This window comes from Amycolatopsis sp. NPDC114478 (genome assembly GCF_055633805.1).
On sequence record NZ_JBVKDO010000039.1, the window covers coordinates 18,383 to 36,737 of the forward strand.

Consider the following 18,355-nt stretch of genomic DNA (forward strand, 5'->3'; position numbering starts at 1 on the left):
GGGAGGCGTAGGGTGTGGCTCGTTCCGCGGTTCAGCCAGCAGCCGTCGCCCAGTGTTCGCACTCAGCCCGCGGAGGTCGCCGCCCATGCTCGGTGAGCGCGATGGCGACACCCCGACCTCTCCCCGGTTCTCGCTGGACATCGGCGGCGCGCGGCCGTGGTGGGCCCGCGACGACGTGCCGGAGGTGATCGCCGGGCGGTACGAGGTCGACGGCCTGATCGGCACCGGCGGCACCGCCCGCGTGTACCAGGCCTTCGACCAGCGGCTGCGCCGCGACGTCGCGGTCAAGGTGTACGACCGGGGCGCGGTGGCCGTCGAGCGGCTGCGGCGGGCGCGGGAGAAGACGATCCAGGCCAGCATCGACCACCCCCGCGTCGTCGCCCTGTTCGACAGCGGCACCGACGGCGACCGGCCCTACCTGGTGATGCAGCTGGTGCACGGGGAGAACCTCGCGCAGCGCCTGCTCGCCGGGCCGCTGCCGGCCGGCGAGGTGACCGAGCTGGGTGTCCGGCTCGCCGACGCGCTGGCCCACGTCCACGACCGGCGGATCGTGCACCGCGACCTCAAGCCCGCCAACGTCCTGCTCGGCGGCGACGGCCCGCTCATCACCGACTTCGGCATCGCGCACGAGCTGGAGTCGACGCACGTCACCGGGTCCGGCCTGGTGACCGGCACGGCCGCGTACCTGGCCCCGGAGCAGGTGGCCGGCGAGCCGATCGGCCCGGCGGCGGACGTCTACGCGCTCGGCCTGATCCTGCTGGAGTGCCTGACCGGGGAGCGCGAGTTCCCCGGCACGCCCGCGGAGTCGGCGACGGCGCGGCTCAATCGGTCACCCCGCGTGCCCGCCGGGCTGCCCGCCCCGCTCGCCCACGCCCTGGAGCGGATGACCGCGCTCGACCCCGCGCGGCGCCCCACAGCCGGTGAGGTGGTGCGGCTGCTGCGGGAACCGGACGCGCCGATGCTGGCTCCGGTGCCCGCGCGGCGGCGCCACCGGCTGGCCGCCGCCGGCGGCCTCGCGACGGCGGCCGCGGCGGTGCTGCTCGGCGTGCTGCTCACCCGGCCGGACGTCGCGGGTCCCGACGCGGGCCGGGAGCCCGTCGCCGGCTCGGTCACCCCGGGCAGCCCGGTGCGGCCCCCGCCGTCGGTGGCCGCGACGCTGCCCGCGTCGACCGTCCTGATGGGGTCGCCGCAGGGCGGGTCCTCGGTGACGTCGTCGGAGCCGCCGGCCATCGCGGCGCCGCCCGCGCCTGCCACGTCCGGTGCCGCGCACAGCACGAACGCCCAAAACGGCAAGGCCAAGGGCAAGACGAAGGGGAAGGGGAACGGGAACGGGCCGGTGAAGGGCAAGGGACACGGCGATCCCTGACGGGTCACGGCTCCCGCGTCACCCCGAGGGCGACCGCGCGCAGCAGCGTCGTCAGCTGCTCGCGGAACCGCAGCGCGCTGTGCGCCCACCGCGGCACCTCGTCGTACAGCCGGCGCAGCGTCGGCGACGGCCGCGACAGCTGGAAAAGGTAGGCCGCGCAGCTCATCGCGGCCGTCAGGATCGTGCGCGCGCCCTCGGCGTCCAGGCCGTTCCCGGCTTCGACGAGGGCCGCCGTCATCGCGTCGAAGGACTCCGAGGCCGCGGTCTTGTACCGGCGCGCCCGCTCCAGCCGGACCGCGCCCTCCAGGCTCAGGCCGACGTGCGTCTGCAGGTCGCAGAACAGGGGGAGCGCGTCCAGGGACCCGGCGACGACGTCGGCGACCTCGACCGCGGTCAGGTGCCGGCCGCCGAGGTCGGTCAGCAGGCGCTCCCGCCATTCGGGCCAGCCCCGCTCCGCCAGTTCGAGCAGCAGCTCTTCGCGGGATTCGAAGTACCGGCGCAACGCCGAGGGGTGCAGGCCGACGCGGCTGGTCACCTCGGTGAGCGTGACCTCGCGCACGCCGCGTTCGACCGCGAGCTCGCGCGCGGCCGTGAGCAAGGCCGTCTTGCGGACCTCTTTGTCCTGTTCGGAGCGGGCGCGCTGACGGGGCTGGGTCACGCGTCCACGATAACGCAACCGCTTTGACTTAACTGTGCGCCGGGCGTACGTGACCGGTTCGTCGCGCGGGCTCGGCCGGCAGATTGCCGAACGGGCCCTCGCCGGGCACCGCGTCGTCGCGACCGCCCGGGACCCGCGTTCCCTGGCGGACCTCGCGAACCGCTACGGCGACCGCGTCCACGTCGAGCGGCTCGACGTCACCGACGCGGCGGCCGCCGAAGCCGCGGTGGCCGCCGGGGTCGCCGCGTTCGGCCGGCTCGACGTCGTGGTCAACAACGCGGGCCAGGGCGACCGGGCGTCCCTCGAGGACATGACGCTCGACGTCTTCCGCCGACAGCTCGAGACGAACTTCCTCGGCACGGTCTACGTCACCAAGGCGGCGGTCCCGGTGCTGCGCCGGCAGGGTGGCGGCCGGATCATCCAGGTCTCGTCCCTGGCGGGCGTGTCGGCAGCCCCGGGATGACGGCGTACCAGTCGGCGAAGTGGGCTGTCGGTGGGTTCAGCGAGGCGCTGGCCACCGAGGTCGCGCCGCTGGGGATCAAGATCACGGTGCTCGAGCCGGGCGGGATGCGCACGGACTGGGGCGGCGCGTCGATGACCACGCCGCCGATCAGCGAGCCGTACGAGGCGACGGTCGGCGCGTCGGCCCGCGCGATGGCGGACTTCGAAAAGCACGCGAACAGCGACCCCGCGAAGGTCGCCGACCTGGTGCTTAAGGTCGCGGAGCTCGACGAGCCGCCGCTGCGCCTGCTGGCGGGCAGCGACGCCTACGAGTACTGCCGCGAGGCGTGGCAGCACCGCGTCGACACGGACGCGAAGTGGGCCCACCTGAGCGCGTCGACCGACGACGCCGAAACCGGCGACGCGTGGCGCCGGCAGCGCGGCCGAAGCCTGCCCGACGTGCGGGCCTGACGACACCGACGAGTGGTTCGAAGGTTCCGGAGGGCGGTTTGCGGGTAGCCCGGTGGTGTGAGGCTGAGCAGGCCCGGCCTGCGGGACTAGTGAGAGGTGAGCACATGAGCCAGGGCGATGCTCCGGTCGGCCGATCCGTGAAGACGGCGGCGGCCGGCGTGAAGGACCTCGCGGCGGAGGCGGCGCGCGTGGGCGCGGCCGCGGCCGCGCGAGCGGTGGAGATCACCGACCGCAAGCTGTCCGAAGGCGCGGACGAGCTGGCGAAGGTAGGCCGTTCGGCGACGAAGGACTTCGACAAGAGCACCCGCTCCTCGCGCCGCGACGTGCGGAAGCACTCGGTCGCGGCCCGCGACGAGGTCCTGAACCGAGCGGTCAAGCTGCGCGACCCGGGCCGCAAGGCGGCCCAGGCGCTGGCCACGGTGGCGGGATCGGCGAACGAGTCGAACCGCAAGCGCCGCAAGGCGGTGGCCACGGCCAAGCGCGACCTCGCGGTGGCGCTGCAGGAAGCGAAGAGCGTGGCCCGCGGCGAGCGAGGGCGCAAGGCAAGGTGGCCGTGGCTGCTGGCCCTGGGCGCGCTGGCGGCGGCGATCGTGGCGGTGACGCAGGTGAAGAGGTCGAACCCGTTGGCGGAGGAGAAGCAGGCCCCGACGCCTCCGGCCCCGCCGGCTCCGGCTGCTCCGGCTCCGGCCGCGGCTCCGGTCCCGGCGGACAAGACGGTGACCCCGGCGGACCAGGCGGTCCCCCCGACCCCGGCGAAGACGGCACCCCCGAAGCCGGCAACGTCGAAGCCGGTCAACGGCGGCGACGCGAACGGCCACGCCCCCGCGGGCAAGGGCAAGAGCGAGCACAAGTCCCGGTAAGCCGGGTCCCAGCCGGGGCGTCGCCTGTGCAGGCGGCGCCCCGGCTTTCGCGTGTCTCGATCGTCAGCGCCGTCCGAGCCGTTCCTGCTGGGGCGGGATGCCTTGCTCGCGTCGGCAGATGGCGTCGCAGCGCAGGCACTGGCGTGGGATCTTCCGGCTTCGGCGTTCGCCCAGCGGCTGGAACGCGGCGGTTCCGGTGGCGCCGCAGAGCATGGTGATGGCTTGGCCGGGCTCCGGAATCCCGCCGAGGCGCGTCCGGTGCCACTCGCCGTCGATCACGGGATGGATCGCGAGTGGGTCTATGTAGATCACCGCGGCGGTCATGACGCCCACACCCGGTTCGAGAGAGTCGGAGCCGGCGCCTTCCGCAGAAGTGCCTTGGCCGTGCGGTGGTAGCTGCCCAGCAGGTCCTTATCGGTCACGTAGGTCGTGCAGTGGTCGTGCCTGAACGCGACGGCGATGGGCCGGTGGCCCGCTTCGAAAACGGTGAACGGGCCCGGAGTCCCCAGCGAAGAGGTCGGCAGGACGCGGATGTCGATATGTGCACGGTGGCTGTCCGCAAATGGTTCATGGCCTGCTGATCGCATAGCTTGGTCGCCGACCATGAACACGTAGCGACGGCCCCCCTCGTTCATGAACTGCCGCCGCACCTCACGGTGGAACAGCTCCTGGTCCGAGCGCTCCGTTCGCGGCAACGCGTCTTCCGAGGAATCCGAAGTCGGTGTCCGGATCAGATCGGGCAGACGGAACGGCGCCCACTCGACGATCCGGCTCGACAGCCGTTCATAGGCACTCAGGAGATCGATGAACGGCGACGCGGACTGGTCGACCCAGTTGGCGTCACCGACGTGTTCGGCGAGAGCCATGATCTGCTCGTACTCGCGACCCTTGACCCCGAGAAAACCCAGAACACGCGCGACGCTCGCCGGCCGCGGACCGGCCGCGCCCAATTCCCAGTTCGACAGTTTCGCGGGATGGAGGCCCATCCTGCGGGCCAGCTCACGCAGGCTGATCTCCCGGCGCTCCCGGGCGTCGCGCAGGCCGGCGCTGAGCGCGAGCACGACGGGCTTGTTCGATGCGGGCGTTGTCATGCTGAAGTCCTTGCTGAAACGTGGTGCCACGGAGGTGGGCCGGTTCGGCTCGCCCAGGCGGCGAGGCCTGTTTCGTCGATCAGGTGGATCCCGGCAAGCCGGGCGTACTCGCGGGCCGCGGAGGTGAACGTCGAAGTGGTCACGACCGCGGCGACATCGGCGCGATGAACGGTGAAGCAGGTCCCGCCGAAGCGCTGCAGGTCCGGGCCGGTGACCTTGTTCGTGCTCGCGTACCGCTTCGCCTGGAGCACGACCTTGGCACCGCCGGGGGAGTAGGCGACCACATCGGCGCCGAGGTCACCTGCCTTCCCGGTCACGTCGACTTTGACGCAGCCGTCACGCACGCAGAGCGTGGCGAGCGCGACCTCGAACTCGGCGGGGTTCATCGCGCCGTAACGACCAGCTTCTTCGAGTTGAGCAAGCTGTCGCAGCCATGCCCGCCGCCTCAACCGCCACTTCGTCAGAAGTGTGAGGAGGATGGCGGAGGAGAGCAGCGTTCCGACGACGATCGAGGTGGCGGGATGAGCGGTGACGAGCTGCCAGAAGGCACGTAGTGCCAGGATCGTCAGAACCAGCGAGCGGATCGAGAAGCGTCGGCGCTTCCGGGCCCGTCTTCCCATCCCCGTCACTCCTCTTTCGTCGATTCGATGCCGTCACGGGTCCCATCGGGAACCCGTCACGCCGTCACCGGTCGAGTGACGGGTGAGCACGCCGCTGAACTGCTGAAACGCGCCTTGTGACAGGTGTGACGCCGTCACGAACTCGGTGCTGGGGACCCGCGTGGAGGGCCCGGTTAACCGGAAGGCGAGTTGCGCCTTTCGCTGTCACGCCGCCGGGCGACCAGCTCGGCGGCGGTGGCCGCGACCGCCTTCAACGCGACGACGTGCGCTACGAGCCGGTCCAAGCCCAATGTGGTGAGCAGGAGCTCGTTCTGGCCGCGCGAACGCAGATAGCCCGCGGCGCGGAGGAACTGGACGTGGAGGTCGAGGTCCGCAGCGGGAAGGCCCAGCGCGTGCTGGACCTCGAGCAGTTCGTGCCAGCAGGTGTCCGCCAGGAGACAGGCGACGAAGAGGCGGACCGGCTGCAGGAGCACCGGGTCGAGGTCGCTTCGCGATGCCCCGGGGATCGCTTCGGTCATTGCTTTGTCGCTGCGGTCCGGCGGAACGCGGCCGGCCACCACCGGAGAGAGCGGCGCGGTCGCACGACGCGAGCGAGCCTCGACGAGGAACGGTTGTGCGCCGCCACGAGAGCCCGGCACGTGTCGCATACCCGGCTGAGGGGAGCCATACAGGAGTCGATCAGGAGCTCGTGATCGCAAACCGCCACATAGCGGCCCTGCTGGGCATGTACGCCTCTCGCGAAGTCCTCATCCGTGATGGCATGAGCGAGACGGTCGCGGGCGCACCGGTACCAGCTGACGTAGAGCACGATAACCCCTCCTTCGAGCCTGTCTTGCTGAAATCATCAAAGTCAAGCGGCCGCACGCAGGCCAGCGCACGGATGGCGCACAAGGGTGTAGAGATGTGGCATCGTGGCCACTGAGCTGCATCGATGGTGTTATCCTGAACTCAGGATGGGGCTGAGGGGAGCTTTTTGTGTTCAAGGGTCGTCGACGTGAGGAGCTGATCTCAGCTCGCAGGCTGGCCGGTTACACTCAGGAAGGCTTGGCGGAGGCTTTGCGCGTCGATCGCTCCACGGTCGTTCGCTGGGAGGCCGGCGACCATGTGCCGCTTCCGTATCTCTGGCCGAAGCTCGCCGGCGCGCTCGGCCGCACGCCGGACGAGCTACGCGCGCTGATCGACTCGAGCCCGGCCTCGCCGACGGCGGGATCGGAGTGGGACGCAGTCTTCGACTGGCTAGACCGTCGTGCAGGGTGGCCACCCGGATCATCGCGATGGCACGTCAACGCAACGGCACCGGCGCTCTCCAGGACACGATCGCAGATCGGGCGAAGCCTGGTCGCCGAATCGCTGACCGAGTACTACGAGCGTCCGATGCCGGGCTTTCGGCAGTACACCGCGCGCTTCGGGGAGCTCGCGATGAGAACCAGCGTTTTGACGAAGTCCGAATGGTTGGATCTCGGCTGTCCGCTGACCGCGGAAAGCGATCGTTTCGCTCTGGTCACCTCCGAACAGCCGGCGTTTGGCCGGCTCGACGAGCAAGCGGCGGTCCGCCGGCTCGCGGAGGCGGCGGTGTCAGGTGTCCGGATCGCGGACGTTCCGCTCTACCGGCTGCTCGAGGTGAATCCGCGGCCGAGCGGCTTGGCGGGGGAGGTGGGCGTCGTGTCGTTCGCCGAGTACGCTCTCGGACCCGACTTGCTCGAAGGCGAGTTGACCGATCGCCTGGTGGCCGATCGCGCCATAGCGGCGGGATCCTTACCGTTGCGAGACAGGTACCTGCCAGACCTGACCTCCGTGCTCGATCTGCCGAAGCGCCTGTGCGCTGGAGGGGTTCTCGCGCTGACCGCGATCGCTCGTCCCGCGGATCCCTTCCGCGGCGGCGCCGACTACCTCCTGCTGGTCCAAGAACGATCTGCGCACGTAGTGAACGCGGCCCACCGGCTCTCGGTGATTCCGAAGAGCTTTCACGGACCGCTCGCCGACCGGCGAGCCGACGCGCGCATCGGTGCGACGTTACGGCGCGAACTGGAGGAAGAGCTGTTCGGACGTGCGGACGTGGACCGGATCCGGGGAGGCCGACGCGTCGCCGACCCGATGCACCCGACGCGGCTTTCCGCGCCGATGCGGTGGTTGGCCGAGAAGCCGGGCCGGTTTCGGATGGAATGCACCGGTTTCGGGTTCAACCTGGTCAGCGGGAATTTCGAGTTCGCGAGCCTGGTCGTCGTCGAGGACGAGGAGTTCTGGCCCCGGTTCGGCGGTGACATCGAGGCGAACTGGGAGGCAGCCGGACTTCGCCAGTATTCGACCCTCGACGGCGACCTGATCGGCGAGCTGATCGGCGACGAAAATTGGAGCAATGAGGGCTTGTTCGCCTTTCTGCAAGGTTTGCGTCGGCTGGGAGAAATCGGTGGCGGTCGAATGCGGATTCCGGTAGTAGAATCAGACCGCTGAAGGCCAGCGAACGGTGAGTACCACCGAATCCGCCAATGCTTCCCAGGAATGGTCGACCCCCGGTCCCCACATCACGTAGTCGCCTTGCCGCTTCATGACCTTGGTGCCGCCGGTGACCTCGATACGGAACTCCCCGGAGACCAGCATCACCAGCGTCGTGCGCTGGTCGTCGGAGGTCCACTCCGGACGCTTGTCACCCGCAGGGTGGTTGGCCCACTTGACCTCGACGTCCTCAGACGCGCGGACACCCTGGGAAGGGTCGATGAAGTGGCCGACCAGCCAGCCGCGGGCGCCGACTGCGTCCTCGTTGGCGTTGCCGGCGGTCCAACCGTTGCTCACTGGCCGATCTCCCATTCGATCGCAGGCAATTTTACGCGCTCTCCACCGATTTCCGCGAGGCGCCTGAGTCCTTGCGTCATGGCGAACAGTCCTTCGTTGCTCCAAGCTACATCACTCAGCAGCTCGGTGACGAGATCCGCGTCCGTGGTCGAATACTGACGAAGCGTCGCGGATTCCCAGTTCGCTTCGACCACGCCGCCGTAGCGTTCCCAGAATTCCTCGTCGTCGATGACGATCAGGCTCGCGAACTCGTAGTTTCCGCTGACCAGGTTCAGCCCGAAGCCGGTGCACTCCATGCGTGTACGCCCGGGTTCCGCCAACAGCCAGCGCATCGGCTCGGTGAGCCGCATCGGATGCATGGGATCCGCGGACAGGGGATCGCCCAGCGTGTTGTCGGTCTCCGGACGGCCGAACAGCTCCTCTTCCATCTCGCGGCGGAGCGTCGCGCCGATCTGGGCGTCTCGGCGAACGTCGGAAAGCGGCTGGTGGAAGCCCTTCGGGATTACCGCGAGCCGCCGAGCCGCGTTGAGCACGTGCCCTGAGCGCTCCTGGACCAGCAGCAGATAGTCCGCGTCCCCGCGGTACGGGTCGGCCGGCCGGGCGATCGCGGTGAGCGCCAGAACGCCGCCGGCGCACAGGCGGCTGCCGACGTCCAGAACCGACGCCAGGTCAGGCAGGTAGTGGTCACGCAGCGGCATCGCCTTCGTCCCGGCGGCGACGGCGTCGGTCAGTTCGCCTTCGAGCAAGTCGGCCGTAAGCGCGTAGTGGACGAAGTCGTCGACGCCGAACGCCGGGGTGAGCGCCCCGCCTCGGACGTCCGTGGTGAGCAGGCGGTAGATGGGGCCATTCACCAGGCGGGTGTTCATGGCCAACGTCTCGGCGACCCGCTGAACGGCCCGGTCCGCCGAGTGCCGATCCAGTTCACCGCGGGGTTCAGCCCGCCCGCCGGCGATCGTGGGGTGGTCGTGTGGAAGCCGGAGTGCGGTGTCCAGGTCCAGCCAATCCGCGCGGGTCAGAACGCTGGTGTTCGCGGCGACACCGCCACATCGCGCGGTGAACAAGCCGTGATCACCTTCGCGGGGTCCGTAGTACTCGGCGAGTGCGTTGGCGAGCTCGTGCTGGCTCACCCAGCCGCGGCGCGTCCCGCGGTCCCGGAGTTCCTGGGGATTGATCGCGGTCATCTGCTCGGCGACGGCCTTTCGCGCGCGACCCGGTTCCCAGCGAGCGCGCTGCGCCAGCCAGTCCAGTGCGGCTCTGATGTTCGGATCGTCGTCCAGGCGGACATCCGGCTCGGACCCGGATGTGGCGCTGGTGAGCTCTGCGAACCGTGCCTGCTCGGATCTCGAAGCTCGTTCCAGCGCGGTGTCGAGCACCTGCTGCATGTCCGACTGCGGCCGGAGATCCGGCTTCTTGTGCCAGGACGCGATCGTGCGCGCGCTGATTCCGAGGTGCTCGGCGAATCGTTCCTGGCTCAGCCGCAACGCGGCTTGCAATGCGACCGCCGTGCGACCCGTCCATCCCCCGGTCGGATTCATCACGCTCCCGAATGTCGCCGATCTGCAGTGGTTGTGCAGTAGTGCTGCGGTGCTTGTGCATGGGGTGCGACGCCGTTCCCGCCTTGAATTGAAGGCATGGAAAAGACCTCGCTAACGCTTCGGCCGGACGTGCTCGACGACCGTCGCGAGACTGTTTTGGACCTCGTCCAGGCGGTCGGTGATCTCGGCCAGGCGCTGCTCGAGCGCGTCCAATCGGGACCAGAGCTCGTGCCCGTCGTCGGCGGGCTCGTCCGGGTGCGGTGGTGTGCGGTTCTGCAGCACGGATCGCAGGTGCTGCGGATGCCAGCCCAGCGTCGTGGACAGCGCTTCGAGCGTTCGAGCGCTTCGGCGGCGCTCCACGGTGTGGTGCTGGAGCTCACGCACGATCGCCTGCGATACGTGCGACCGCTCCGCCAGCTCGCGTTGCCGCCAACCGAGCTCGCGTACTCGCATGTCGATCGCTTTCGCGACCGCCGCCCAATCCTCCGTCACGTATTCCTCCGCGGTCCGCCTCAGCGCCGAGATTAGCGCTTCGTAAGCCCCCTTTCGTGCGGCAGTCGCCCTTGGTTGCGGCGCGTCGGACAAACATGTCCACATAGCAGCTGAAATCAACAACTAGTTATTGAAATCAACAGATTGGTTCTCCCATGACTTCCAAAACGAGCTTTCACTCCGTCGCCGCGGCCGCCTGGATCCTCGGTGTTTCCCACAACTCGGTCAGTCGCGCGATCCGGACCGGCGCGCTGCGGGCTACCCGGTGCCGGTCCGGCCTGCGCGTGTCCTCCGCCGAGCTGGCCAAGGTCCTTCGGAACGGAGGTGCGGCATGGACGACCTCAGACTGATCGGCGTCGCGTGGCGGTTGGACCGCCTGCGGCTGGTGCCGGCCGATGTCCTCTGCGACGTCGTGACCAGCGACGGAGTATGCATGACGCCCGACGAGGGCGGCCTGCCGGTCGCTCGCGACGATCGCGAGTTCGCCAGGTTGCTGTGCGGTGGTTGCCCGGTCCAGGACGAGTGCCTCGAGCTGGAGCTGCGCACGGCCGGCGACCAGACGGTTGGCGTCTGGGGCGCGTTGTTCGAAGACGACCGGAGGGCGTTGCATCCGTTGTGGCTGCTGCGCGGCGGGCGGGGTGCACGATGAACGGCCTCACTGTGACGCCGGCGCAGATCCTCGCCGGTGTCGGCGTGCTCCTCGTTCTGGGTTGGGTCTGGCGAGCGGGTGCCCGTCGGGCGAAAGTCGCCGCTGAAGCTGCTCGGAGCGGCGCTCGGTTCGTGTCCCTCGCCGGCCGCGTGCTGTTCACCGCAGGCCTGATCGTCGCCGTGCAGTGAGTCGTGATCGTGCACGCCGGTGACCGCTGGCTGCTGTTCGCCGTGCTCGGGCTGCCCGCGCTGTTCGCAGCTCACACGCTGACCCGGGCGTTGACCGTAACCACGCTCGATGTCTCGAGGCGGGGTGGTCGGCGATGAACCGAGCTCAGCGGCTCGCGCGCGACGCGGCGGAAGCGGCGGAGGTGCGCGCGTACCAGACCGACCCGGACGTCGTCGCGCTGCGGATCGAGCGAGTCCGGCGCCAGGTCGACTGGATGTGCTGGTCCGGGATCGTGCTCGGGCTGGCGTTCACGATGGCCAATGTCCAGGGGTTCGCTTCGGCCGGAACGAGGCCGGGGTCGCTGCCGTGGCTGGCAGCCTGGGTGCTGGACCCCACCGTCTCGCTCGTCCTGCTGGCGATCCTGCGGGCCGAGCAGGTCACCGCCCGGTACCAGGTCCGCACGGGTACCTGGGTACGGCGCGCGAAGTGGTTCACGCTTGCGGCCACATACGTCATGAACACCTGGACGTCGTTCGTGGCCGCGCAGCCGGCGGCGATCGTGCTGCATTCGGTGCCGCCGCTGGTCGTGTTCGTCGCGGTCGAGGCGATCACCGATCTGCGCGACAAGCTGACGGACGCCGTGCTCGCGGCGGCCGGACAACGCACCGAGCCGCAAGAGCCCACGGGACGGCGGGTGCTGTTCGCGGACTACCTCGTGATCGCTCGCGAGAACTGGACGCCGGACGTCGAGATCACGCCGGCCTGGGTGCGGCGAGCCACCGGCTGCTCACGCGGGCTGTCGCCGCGGCTGGCGAGGGCGCTGCGGAAGGAGATGGCGGATGCCTGACTCGTTGCCGGTAAAGGCCGAGCCGGTGTTGGAAGGTGTGCTGGTCGACGACACGCTGCCGCAGCCACGACGTCGCGAGCACTCGGAATCGCGACGGCGGCAGGCGGTCAAGGATTTCGTCGCCGCGGTGCTGCGCGCGCCACTCCGCTTCGTCGGTGCGGTCTTCCGCGGAGTCTTGGCAGCCGGACGGTTGTGGCGGCGCTGGGTGAGCGTGCGCGATTACCGGGAGGCGGCCGAGCAGGCCGAGAAGCTGGCGGACAAGTTCGCCGACATCCGCGCGTTGACGCTGTTCCGGTGGAAGGTGACCGGTGCGGTGCTGGCCGCGGTCTCGGTCGGGCTCGCGGTCCTCGACCTGCTGTACGGCGTCCTGGTCCTGTGGGTGGCCGGCGGCGTTGTTGCTGTGGCCTTGGCGGTGTTCGGTCGTCGGAAGGAAGGCAGTCCGGGCCGCAAAGCCGTGTTGTCCGGTTCGCGGACGGCGACCTGGACGATGGACCCGGACGTGCTGGTGGAGGCGTTCCGCGGGGCGAAGCTGATCGGCAAGGACGAGACGTTGCGCCTGGTCGAGCGAGCGACGCGGGTCAGCGGCGGTTGGGCGGTGACGGTCGATCTGCCGGCGACCCGCAAAGCGTCCGACGTGATCAAGAACCGGGACGCGCTGGCGTCCGCGCTTGCGGTCGACGAGGTTCAGCTGATGGTGGACCGGGTCCGCGGTGCGGGCGGGCACGCGGGGCGGGTCGCGTTGTGGGTGGCGGACCGGGATCCGTATTCCACGCCCGCTGTCCGGACGCCGTTGCTGAGCGTTTCCCGGTGGGACGCGTGGCAGCCGTTGCCGTTCGGCCGGGACGCACGTGGCCGGCGGGTCGACCTGCCCGTGGTGGGAACGTCGCTGCTGGTGGCGGCGATCCCGAGACAGGGAAAGACGTTCGCGGCGCGGCTGGCGGCGGCGGGGTTGATCCTCGACCCGCATGTGCGGTTGTACGTCGCGGATTTCAAGGCGGGTAAGGACTGGGCCGCGGCCGCGCAGGTGGCGCACCGGTTCGTGGCCGGTGACGAGCCCGAGCATGTGCTCGCGTTGCTGGAGTGGTTGCGGGAGCTGATCGCGGAGGTGCAGGGAAGGTACCGGCGGATGCGTGACCTGGACGACGTCGTGTGCCCGGAGTCGAAGGTGACGCCGGCGATCTCGCGGGATCCGGCGCTGGGGATGCCGATCACGGCGGTGTTCATCGACGAGGTGCAGGTGCCGTTGGAAGAGCGGTCGCTGGTGAAGGACGGTGATCGGCGGTTGCCGGTGGGGGAGTGCGTCGGGGAGGCGTTGACGTGGTTGGCGAAGAAGGGGCCGGCGGCGGGGATCGTTTTGGTGCTGGCGACGCAGCGGCCGGATTCGCAGACGATTCCGTCGGGGTTGCGGGCGGTGCTGGGTTCGCGGTTCGCGTTGCGGGTGATGGATTGGCGTGACAGCAACATCGTGCTGGGCGATCAGATGAACACGCGTGGGTTCGACAGCAGCCGGTTGCTGGCGTCGCACAAGGGGGTGGGGATCCTGCGTCCGGACGGCGACGGGGAGGAGATCGCGCTGACGGTGCGGACGGACTACATGCCGAACGAGGATTGGCAGACGATCTGCCGTCGTGGGCGGGATCTACGGCGGGCGGAGGGCACGTTGAGCGGTCACGCTGTGGGTGAGGCGACCGCGGACCGGGCGATCACCACGGCGCCGCGGCTGCCGGACCCTCTGCTCGCGGTCGTCGAGTACTTGGGTGCCGATGGCCGGGAGTTCGTTCCAACGGCGGAACTGGTCGGTGCCCTGGACATCGACGCGAGGACGTTCGCTGAACAGATGTCGGAGCTGGGGTGCCGTCCCCGGCGGCATCGCGTGCAAAAGGAGCATGGAGGGACACGGCAGGTCCGTGGGTATCTGACCGCTGAGATCAGGCGCGCGGTCGAGCAGAACGGCCGTGCCACTGATGCATGAGCTCGAATCCCACGTGTCGGGCATCGCGCGAACTCACGACGTCGTACAAGACGAGCGTTCTGACCCGCGAAGACTGCCGGGACCCGGTCTGCGAGCCGGCCGCTCGGCGCCGCTGCGGGAGTTCTTTGCTGCTGGGATCGATCCTGATCGTTTTGACCGCGTACAGCACGTGGCACCGGCGAGTGAAGCGTGTTGCCGAGCCCGTTGGCTGAACGGTGCCGCTGATTGCTTGGTCGGTTGGGTGGGCACCGGATGACTTGTCGGCACTGTGCCTGCCGAACCGCCCGCGGCCGGGCAGGTGGCTCCCGAGGCCGGCACCTGGCGATCGCGCTGACGTCAGGTCGGGCGAGGTAGCCGGATGACGACCATGGTTCCGGGCCCCTCGGTGTCGGCCACGCTGATGCTTCCGCGGTGAGCGGTGACGATCTCCCGCGCGATGGCCAGGCCGAGCCCACTCGTGCCGCTCGCGCGGTCCCGGCTGCCGTCGAGGCGGACGAACCGGTCGAAGACCCGTTCGCGGTCCTCGGCCGGGATGCCCGGACCGTCGTCGGCGATCTCGGTGACCACCTGTTCGTCCGTGGTCGTCGTTCTGATGTGGACAGTCGTCTCCGCGTGCCGCACCGCGTTGTCGAGCACGTTGCGGAACAGCCGTTCCAGGTGATCGGCGTGCCCCGGGACCGTGCTGTCGCCCGCTGATTCCAGGACGACCGTCAGCCGGCCGGCCGGCGTGGTGTCGTCGATGTCGTGCAACAGCCGGTCGACGTCCACCTCGGAGGTGCGGGCCGCCAGCTGGTGTTCGTCCGCTCTGGCGAGCAGCAGCAGTTGCTCGATGAGGGTTTCGAGGCGGTCGGACTGCCGCGCGGCCCGCTCGGCGATCTCGGGCCAGGGGGCCCGGTCACGGTGGGCGAGCCCGACCTCGAGTGTGGTGCGGATCGCCGCGAGCGGGCTTCGCAGCTCGTGGGAGGCGTCGGCGACGAAGCGCCGCTGACGGCCGGCCGAGTTCTCGAGCCGGCCGAGCATGTCGTTCATCGTCCGGGCGAGTGAGCCGATTTCGTCGGGCGTGCCGGGCTCCGGCACCCGCCGGGAAAGGTCGGCGGACGTGATCTCGGTGACGGCGTGCCGGATCTCCTCGACCGGGCGCAGCACGCGCCCGACGATCAGCCAGACCGTGGCCGCGGCGACGAGGAGGATGACGGGAAAGCCGAGCAGCAGGTTGGACGTGAACGCGTCGCGCAGCTGGGTCAGCAATCCGGTCGGTGTGCCGGCCAGGATCGTCACCGGCTGCCCGCCGACGATCTGCCGGACGGCGATCACGCGGACGTCGTCGGGGATGATCCCGTCGGCGGCGCTGGTCCGCTGCGGGGTTTCAGAGCTGCCCGCGACGGTGTACATCGCGGGCAGGCCGGCCAGGGTGCGGGTCGCGGCCAGCACGTGCCCGTCCGGGGCGACTACCTGGGCCTCGGCGTCGGCGTCCAATGTGGACGCAGCCAGCACGCGGGGCCAGGCGCCGGTCGACGCGGATTCCGTGATCTCGACCGCGTAGGCGCGCAGCTGGCCGTCGAGGGTGCGGTCGACGGACTGGACCTGCAGCAGGTACAGCAGGACGATCCCCAGCACCACGGCGCCGGTGATGACGAGCCCCGCGACCATCGTGAGCCGGACCCGCAAGGTACGCCACCGCGTGCGTTCACCGCTCATCGGCGTCGTCCCGGATGAGGTAACCCTGGCCCCGCAGGGTGTGGATCACGTCCTGGCCGCCGGGGCGGTCCAGTTTCCGCCGCAGGCGGTGGACGGTGACCTCGACGACCGCCGGGCCGCCGTCGTAGGCGGCGTCCCAACAGTGGTCCAGCAGCTCGGACTTCGACACCACCTGCCCCTGCTTGCGAAGCAGGTACTCCAGGACGGTCAGCTCACGGGTGGTGAGATCCAGCGCGACGCCGTCCTGGACGACCGTCCGCCCGGCGGGGTCGAAGCGCAGCCCGGCGGCGGTGAGGACCGCGGGACGGCGGCCGAGCCCGCGCCGGGTCAGTGCCCGCAGCCGGGCGAGCAGGACGGGGTAGGCGAACGGCTTGACCAGGTAGTCATCGGCGCCGCAGTCGAGGCCCTCGGCCTGGTCGAGGTCGTCGTCCATGGCCGTGAGCATCAGGATCGGCGTCCACAACCCGTCGGCGCGCAGGCGGCGGCAGACCTGGTAACCGTCCAGCCCCGGCAACATGACATCGAGGACGATCACGTCGTGGGCTGTTTCGCGGGCCTGCCACAGGGCGTCCCGGCCGTCGGTGGTGACGTCCACGACATACCCCTCCGCCCGCAGGCCCCAGGCCAGCGACGCGGCCATGGCCTCCTCGTCCTCGACCACCAGTATCCGCATCGCCCCAGTATCACCGGGCGCGGGCAAAAGCGCCTTTACCGGCTGAAAGAGTCCTGTAAGGCGGCTTTCGCGAAGCTCCTGTCGTGCCGCACTTCCCGAAGTACCGTGCGCTGGTCCCGTTTGCGTGCCTGGTGATCCTGCTTGCCGCGAGCCCGGTGGCGCACGCTGATTCGCCGTCGTCGGGCGGCGATGTCACCGTGGCCCAGACCCTCGGCGACCGCGAACTCACCGTCATCCTGCGTCGCGTCACGAGCGTCCCCGGCCCGCTGCACCTGGATGTCATCACGCACGCCGGCGCCGCACCGGGCCGGCTCACCGTGGCGGCCCGGGCGACCGCCGAAAGCGGGCCGACACCCTCGGCGACGGTCGACCTCGGGGTGGAACCGCGGGCCTACAGCGCCATCGTCGGCATCGACCGGCCCGGACCGTGGGAGCTGGCCCTGAGCGACGGGACGCGCACGGCCCGGATCCCGTTCGTCGTACCCGTTCAAGTGATCTCGCCGCCGGAACAACTGGTGTACGGCGGGTTCCTCGCCGCCGGCGTACTGCTGCTCGCGTCGGTCGTAACGGCGACGCGAGCTCGCCGGGCGGCCTGGGCGGTGCTCCCGGCCGGCGGGATGGTGGCCGGGCTGGCGGTCGCGGTGACCGCCGCGGTGCTCTCGGCGTCCCTGCCGTTGCCGCCGCAGCCCGGTACCCAGCTCGACCCGACCGTCGCCAACGTCACCGACCCCTACGTCCTGACCCAGCCGATTACCGGCGACTACTCACGCCCGCCGGTGGTGCTCACCGTGGACGGCGCGCTGACCGCGGGACACGCGGCGGACGTCGGGCTCGCCCTCACCGACGGGTCGACGGGCCTGCCCGTGGACGACCTGATCGTCCGCGACAGCGCCCTGGTCCACCTGCTGCTGGTCGGCCCGGACGGCGAGCTGTGGCACGAGCACCCGATCCGGACAGCGCCCGGCCACTACGAACTGCACGTCACACCGCCGACGTCCGGGCACTACGCCTTGTCGGCCGAACTGGTCCGGCGCGGCGGCGGCGTCCAGCTGGTGCGTGCCGCCGCGGGCCTCGACGTCCCGGGCTCGTCCGTTCCGCAGGCGGTCCCGGACCCGGTCCGGCTCGGGGCCGGGCGGCTCACCGGCGTGACGGCGTGGGGCGACATCGCCGTCACCACGACCACGCCGGCGGCAGGGGAACCCACGACCGTGACCGCCCGGGTCGGTGACAGCGGCGACCTGCAGCCCTGGCTGGGCATGGCCGGGCACCTGATCGTGACCGGCCCGCTGCCGCCCGCGGCGCCGGTGGGGGCGGCGGCGCAGACGGCGCCGGTGTGGGCGCACGTCCACGCCATGGGGTCGACGTCCACAATGGATCCCGCGCGCCCAGGCATGGCCGGGTTGCCGCCGCTCAACGGCGACAGCGCCCCCGACGAGACCGTCGCCGCATACGGCCCGGACGTGTCGTTCACCTACACCTTCCCGGTGCCTGGCCGATACCGGCTCTGGATCCAGGTCGAACGCCGCTACGCCGTGCTCACGGTCCCGGTCGTGCTCGACGTCGCCCCCGCACCTCAGGAGTATCGATGATCGCCACGCCCACCCGCTCCCGTCGCGGGCTCGCCGTCGCCGTCGGCGTGGCGGTCGCCGTGGCCGCGGTGCTCGCGGCGGCGTTGTGGCCCAGCCCGGCCGGACCGGCCGTGCTGCACGCCGCGTCGGCGCACTACGCGGTGACGGCCACGGTCCGCAACCCCAAGGTCGGCAGCACTTCCGTCGACGTCGAGGTGGCCGATCCGGCCGGTCGCCCCGTCTCCGGCGCCACGGTCCGGATCCAGCCGGTGATGCCGCAGATGGGCCACGCCGGGCCGCCGGTCACCGCTGTGCCTACCGGTGGCGGCGGCTATCGCGCCGACGGCGTGCCGTTGCTGATGGCCGGCTCGTGGCAGCTGCTGCTCTCGGTCGGCGCCGAGCACCTCACTCTCCCGCTGCCGGTCGCCGGCTGACACCCACCCCGAAAGGACACGA

General features: G+C 70.4%; 19 protein-coding genes and 2 pseudogenes. 11 read left to right on the plus strand and 10 right to left on the minus strand.

What is annotated here, in order from left to right; all coding sequences use genetic code 11:
- Positions 1-85 precede the first annotated feature (85 nt).
- Positions 86-1,366 (plus strand): serine/threonine-protein kinase, encoded by a 1,281-nt coding sequence (locus ACZ7OH_RS49470; protein ID WP_470287302.1) that lies wholly within the window; start codon positions 86-88, stop codon positions 1,364-1,366.
- A gap of 4 nt (positions 1,367-1,370) precedes the next feature.
- Here ACZ7OH_RS49470 and ACZ7OH_RS49475 read toward each other — a convergent pair whose 3' ends face one another.
- Positions 1,371-2,024: a TetR/AcrR family transcriptional regulator gene (locus ACZ7OH_RS49475; RefSeq protein ID WP_470287303.1), complete on the minus strand. Its 654-nt coding sequence runs from the start codon at positions 2,022-2,024 to the stop codon at positions 1,371-1,373.
- A gap of 49 nt (positions 2,025-2,073) precedes the next feature.
- On the opposite strand from ACZ7OH_RS49475, the pseudogene ACZ7OH_RS49480 reads away from it, so the two are divergent.
- Together ACZ7OH_RS49480 and ACZ7OH_RS49485 are read left to right on the plus strand one after the other, a co-directional pair.
- Positions 2,074-2,936 (plus strand): annotated as a pseudogene (locus ACZ7OH_RS49480) (SDR family NAD(P)-dependent oxidoreductase).
- Positions 2,937-3,040: 104 nt separating this feature from the next.
- Positions 3,041-3,796 (plus strand): hypothetical protein, encoded by a 756-nt coding sequence (locus tag ACZ7OH_RS49485; RefSeq protein WP_470287304.1) that lies wholly within the window; start codon positions 3,041-3,043, stop codon positions 3,794-3,796.
- Between the two features lie 63 nt (positions 3,797-3,859).
- On the opposite strand, the gene ACZ7OH_RS49490 is transcribed toward ACZ7OH_RS49485, so the two are convergent.
- From ACZ7OH_RS49490 to ACZ7OH_RS49505, 4 genes are all read right to left on the minus strand, one after another.
- A complete protein-coding gene (locus ACZ7OH_RS49490) occupies positions 3,860-4,120 on the minus strand; it encodes a hypothetical protein (protein ID WP_470287305.1) in 261 nt (86 codons plus the stop codon).
- Positions 4,117-4,887 (minus strand): Scr1 family TA system antitoxin-like transcriptional regulator, encoded by a 771-nt coding sequence (locus ACZ7OH_RS49495; protein WP_470287306.1) that lies wholly within the window; start codon positions 4,885-4,887, stop codon positions 4,117-4,119. The genes ACZ7OH_RS49490 and ACZ7OH_RS49495 overlap by 4 nt, the downstream gene beginning before the upstream one ends.
- The gene (locus tag ACZ7OH_RS49500; protein WP_470287307.1) at positions 4,884-5,507 is read right to left on the minus strand and encodes a restriction endonuclease; all 624 of its coding nucleotides are present in this window, start codon (positions 5,505-5,507) and stop codon (positions 4,884-4,886) included. The genes ACZ7OH_RS49495 and ACZ7OH_RS49500 overlap by 4 nt, the downstream gene beginning before the upstream one ends.
- Positions 5,508-5,680: 173 nt before the next feature.
- Positions 5,681-6,025: a MarR family transcriptional regulator gene (locus ACZ7OH_RS49505; protein ID WP_470287308.1), complete on the minus strand. Its 345-nt coding sequence runs from the start codon at positions 6,023-6,025 to the stop codon at positions 5,681-5,683.
- Positions 6,026-6,482: 457 nt separating this feature from the next.
- Between ACZ7OH_RS49505 and ACZ7OH_RS49510 the strand changes: the two genes are divergently transcribed.
- Positions 6,483-7,958 (plus strand): helix-turn-helix transcriptional regulator, encoded by a 1,476-nt coding sequence (locus ACZ7OH_RS49510; protein WP_470287309.1) that lies wholly within the window; start codon positions 6,483-6,485, stop codon positions 7,956-7,958.
- Here ACZ7OH_RS49510 and ACZ7OH_RS49515 read toward each other — a convergent pair.
- The 3 genes from ACZ7OH_RS49515 to ACZ7OH_RS49525 form a co-directional block, all read right to left on the minus strand.
- Entirely contained in the window at positions 7,947-8,297 is a 351-nt protein-coding gene (locus ACZ7OH_RS49515) for a signal peptidase I (protein WP_470287310.1), read from the minus strand. The genes ACZ7OH_RS49510 and ACZ7OH_RS49515 overlap by 12 nt on opposite strands.
- Positions 8,294-9,832: a helix-turn-helix domain-containing protein gene (locus tag ACZ7OH_RS49520; protein WP_470287353.1), complete on the minus strand. Its 1,539-nt coding sequence runs from the start codon at positions 9,830-9,832 to the stop codon at positions 8,294-8,296. The genes ACZ7OH_RS49515 and ACZ7OH_RS49520 overlap by 4 nt, the downstream gene beginning before the upstream one ends.
- Before the next feature lie 111 nt (positions 9,833-9,943).
- The gene (locus ACZ7OH_RS49525) at positions 9,944-10,324 is read right to left on the minus strand and encodes an XRE family transcriptional regulator (protein ID WP_470287311.1); all 381 of its coding nucleotides are present in this window, start codon (positions 10,322-10,324) and stop codon (positions 9,944-9,946) included.
- Positions 10,325-10,479: 155 nt separating this feature from the next.
- Here ACZ7OH_RS49525 and ACZ7OH_RS49530 point away from each other — a divergent pair, with 155 nt between their 5' ends.
- The 5 genes and pseudogenes from ACZ7OH_RS49530 to ACZ7OH_RS49550 all read left to right on the plus strand — a co-directional run bounded on the left by ACZ7OH_RS49530 (position 10,480) and on the right by ACZ7OH_RS49550 (position 13,960).
- Positions 10,480-10,674, plus strand: a complete 195-nt coding sequence (locus tag ACZ7OH_RS49530) for a helix-turn-helix domain-containing protein (RefSeq protein WP_470287312.1) — start codon at positions 10,480-10,482, stop codon at positions 10,672-10,674.
- On the plus strand, positions 10,656-10,973 hold the full coding sequence (locus ACZ7OH_RS49535; RefSeq protein WP_470287313.1) for a WhiB family transcriptional regulator: 318 nt from the start codon (positions 10,656-10,658) through the stop codon (positions 10,971-10,973). The genes ACZ7OH_RS49530 and ACZ7OH_RS49535 overlap by 19 nt, the downstream gene beginning before the upstream one ends.
- Positions 10,970-11,299 (plus strand): annotated as a pseudogene (locus ACZ7OH_RS49540) (hypothetical protein). Before ACZ7OH_RS49535 ends, ACZ7OH_RS49540 begins: the two are co-directional and overlap by 4 nt.
- The gene (locus ACZ7OH_RS49545) at positions 11,296-11,988 is read left to right on the plus strand and encodes a hypothetical protein (protein WP_470287314.1); all 693 of its coding nucleotides are present in this window, start codon (positions 11,296-11,298) and stop codon (positions 11,986-11,988) included. Before ACZ7OH_RS49540 ends, ACZ7OH_RS49545 begins: the two are co-directional and overlap by 4 nt.
- Positions 11,981-13,960: an FtsK/SpoIIIE domain-containing protein gene (locus tag ACZ7OH_RS49550; RefSeq protein ID WP_470287315.1), complete on the plus strand. Its 1,980-nt coding sequence runs from the start codon at positions 11,981-11,983 to the stop codon at positions 13,958-13,960. Before ACZ7OH_RS49545 ends, ACZ7OH_RS49550 begins: the two co-directional genes overlap by 8 nt.
- A gap of 336 nt (positions 13,961-14,296) precedes the next feature.
- Here the strand turns inward: ACZ7OH_RS49550 and ACZ7OH_RS49555 are convergent, their stop codons facing one another.
- Both ACZ7OH_RS49555 and ACZ7OH_RS49560 read right to left on the minus strand, forming a co-directional pair.
- Positions 14,297-15,658, minus strand: coding sequence for a sensor histidine kinase (locus tag ACZ7OH_RS49555; RefSeq protein ID WP_470287316.1), 1,362 nt, complete (start codon positions 15,656-15,658; stop codon positions 14,297-14,299).
- Complete coding sequence (locus ACZ7OH_RS49560; RefSeq protein ID WP_470287317.1) at positions 15,648-16,331, minus strand: response regulator transcription factor; 684 nt, start codon at positions 16,329-16,331, stop codon at positions 15,648-15,650. The genes ACZ7OH_RS49555 and ACZ7OH_RS49560 overlap by 11 nt, the downstream gene beginning before the upstream one ends.
- 83 nt (positions 16,332-16,414) lie before the next feature.
- On the opposite strand from ACZ7OH_RS49560, the gene ACZ7OH_RS49565 reads away from it, so the two are divergent.
- Entirely contained in the window at positions 16,415-17,920 is a 1,506-nt protein-coding gene (locus ACZ7OH_RS49565; RefSeq protein ID WP_470287318.1) for a hypothetical protein, read from the plus strand.
- Entirely contained in the window at positions 17,917-18,333 is a 417-nt protein-coding gene (locus ACZ7OH_RS49570) for a FixH family protein (RefSeq protein WP_470287319.1), read from the plus strand. The genes ACZ7OH_RS49565 and ACZ7OH_RS49570 overlap by 4 nt, the downstream gene beginning before the upstream one ends.
- Positions 18,334-18,355: the final 22 nt, after the last annotated feature.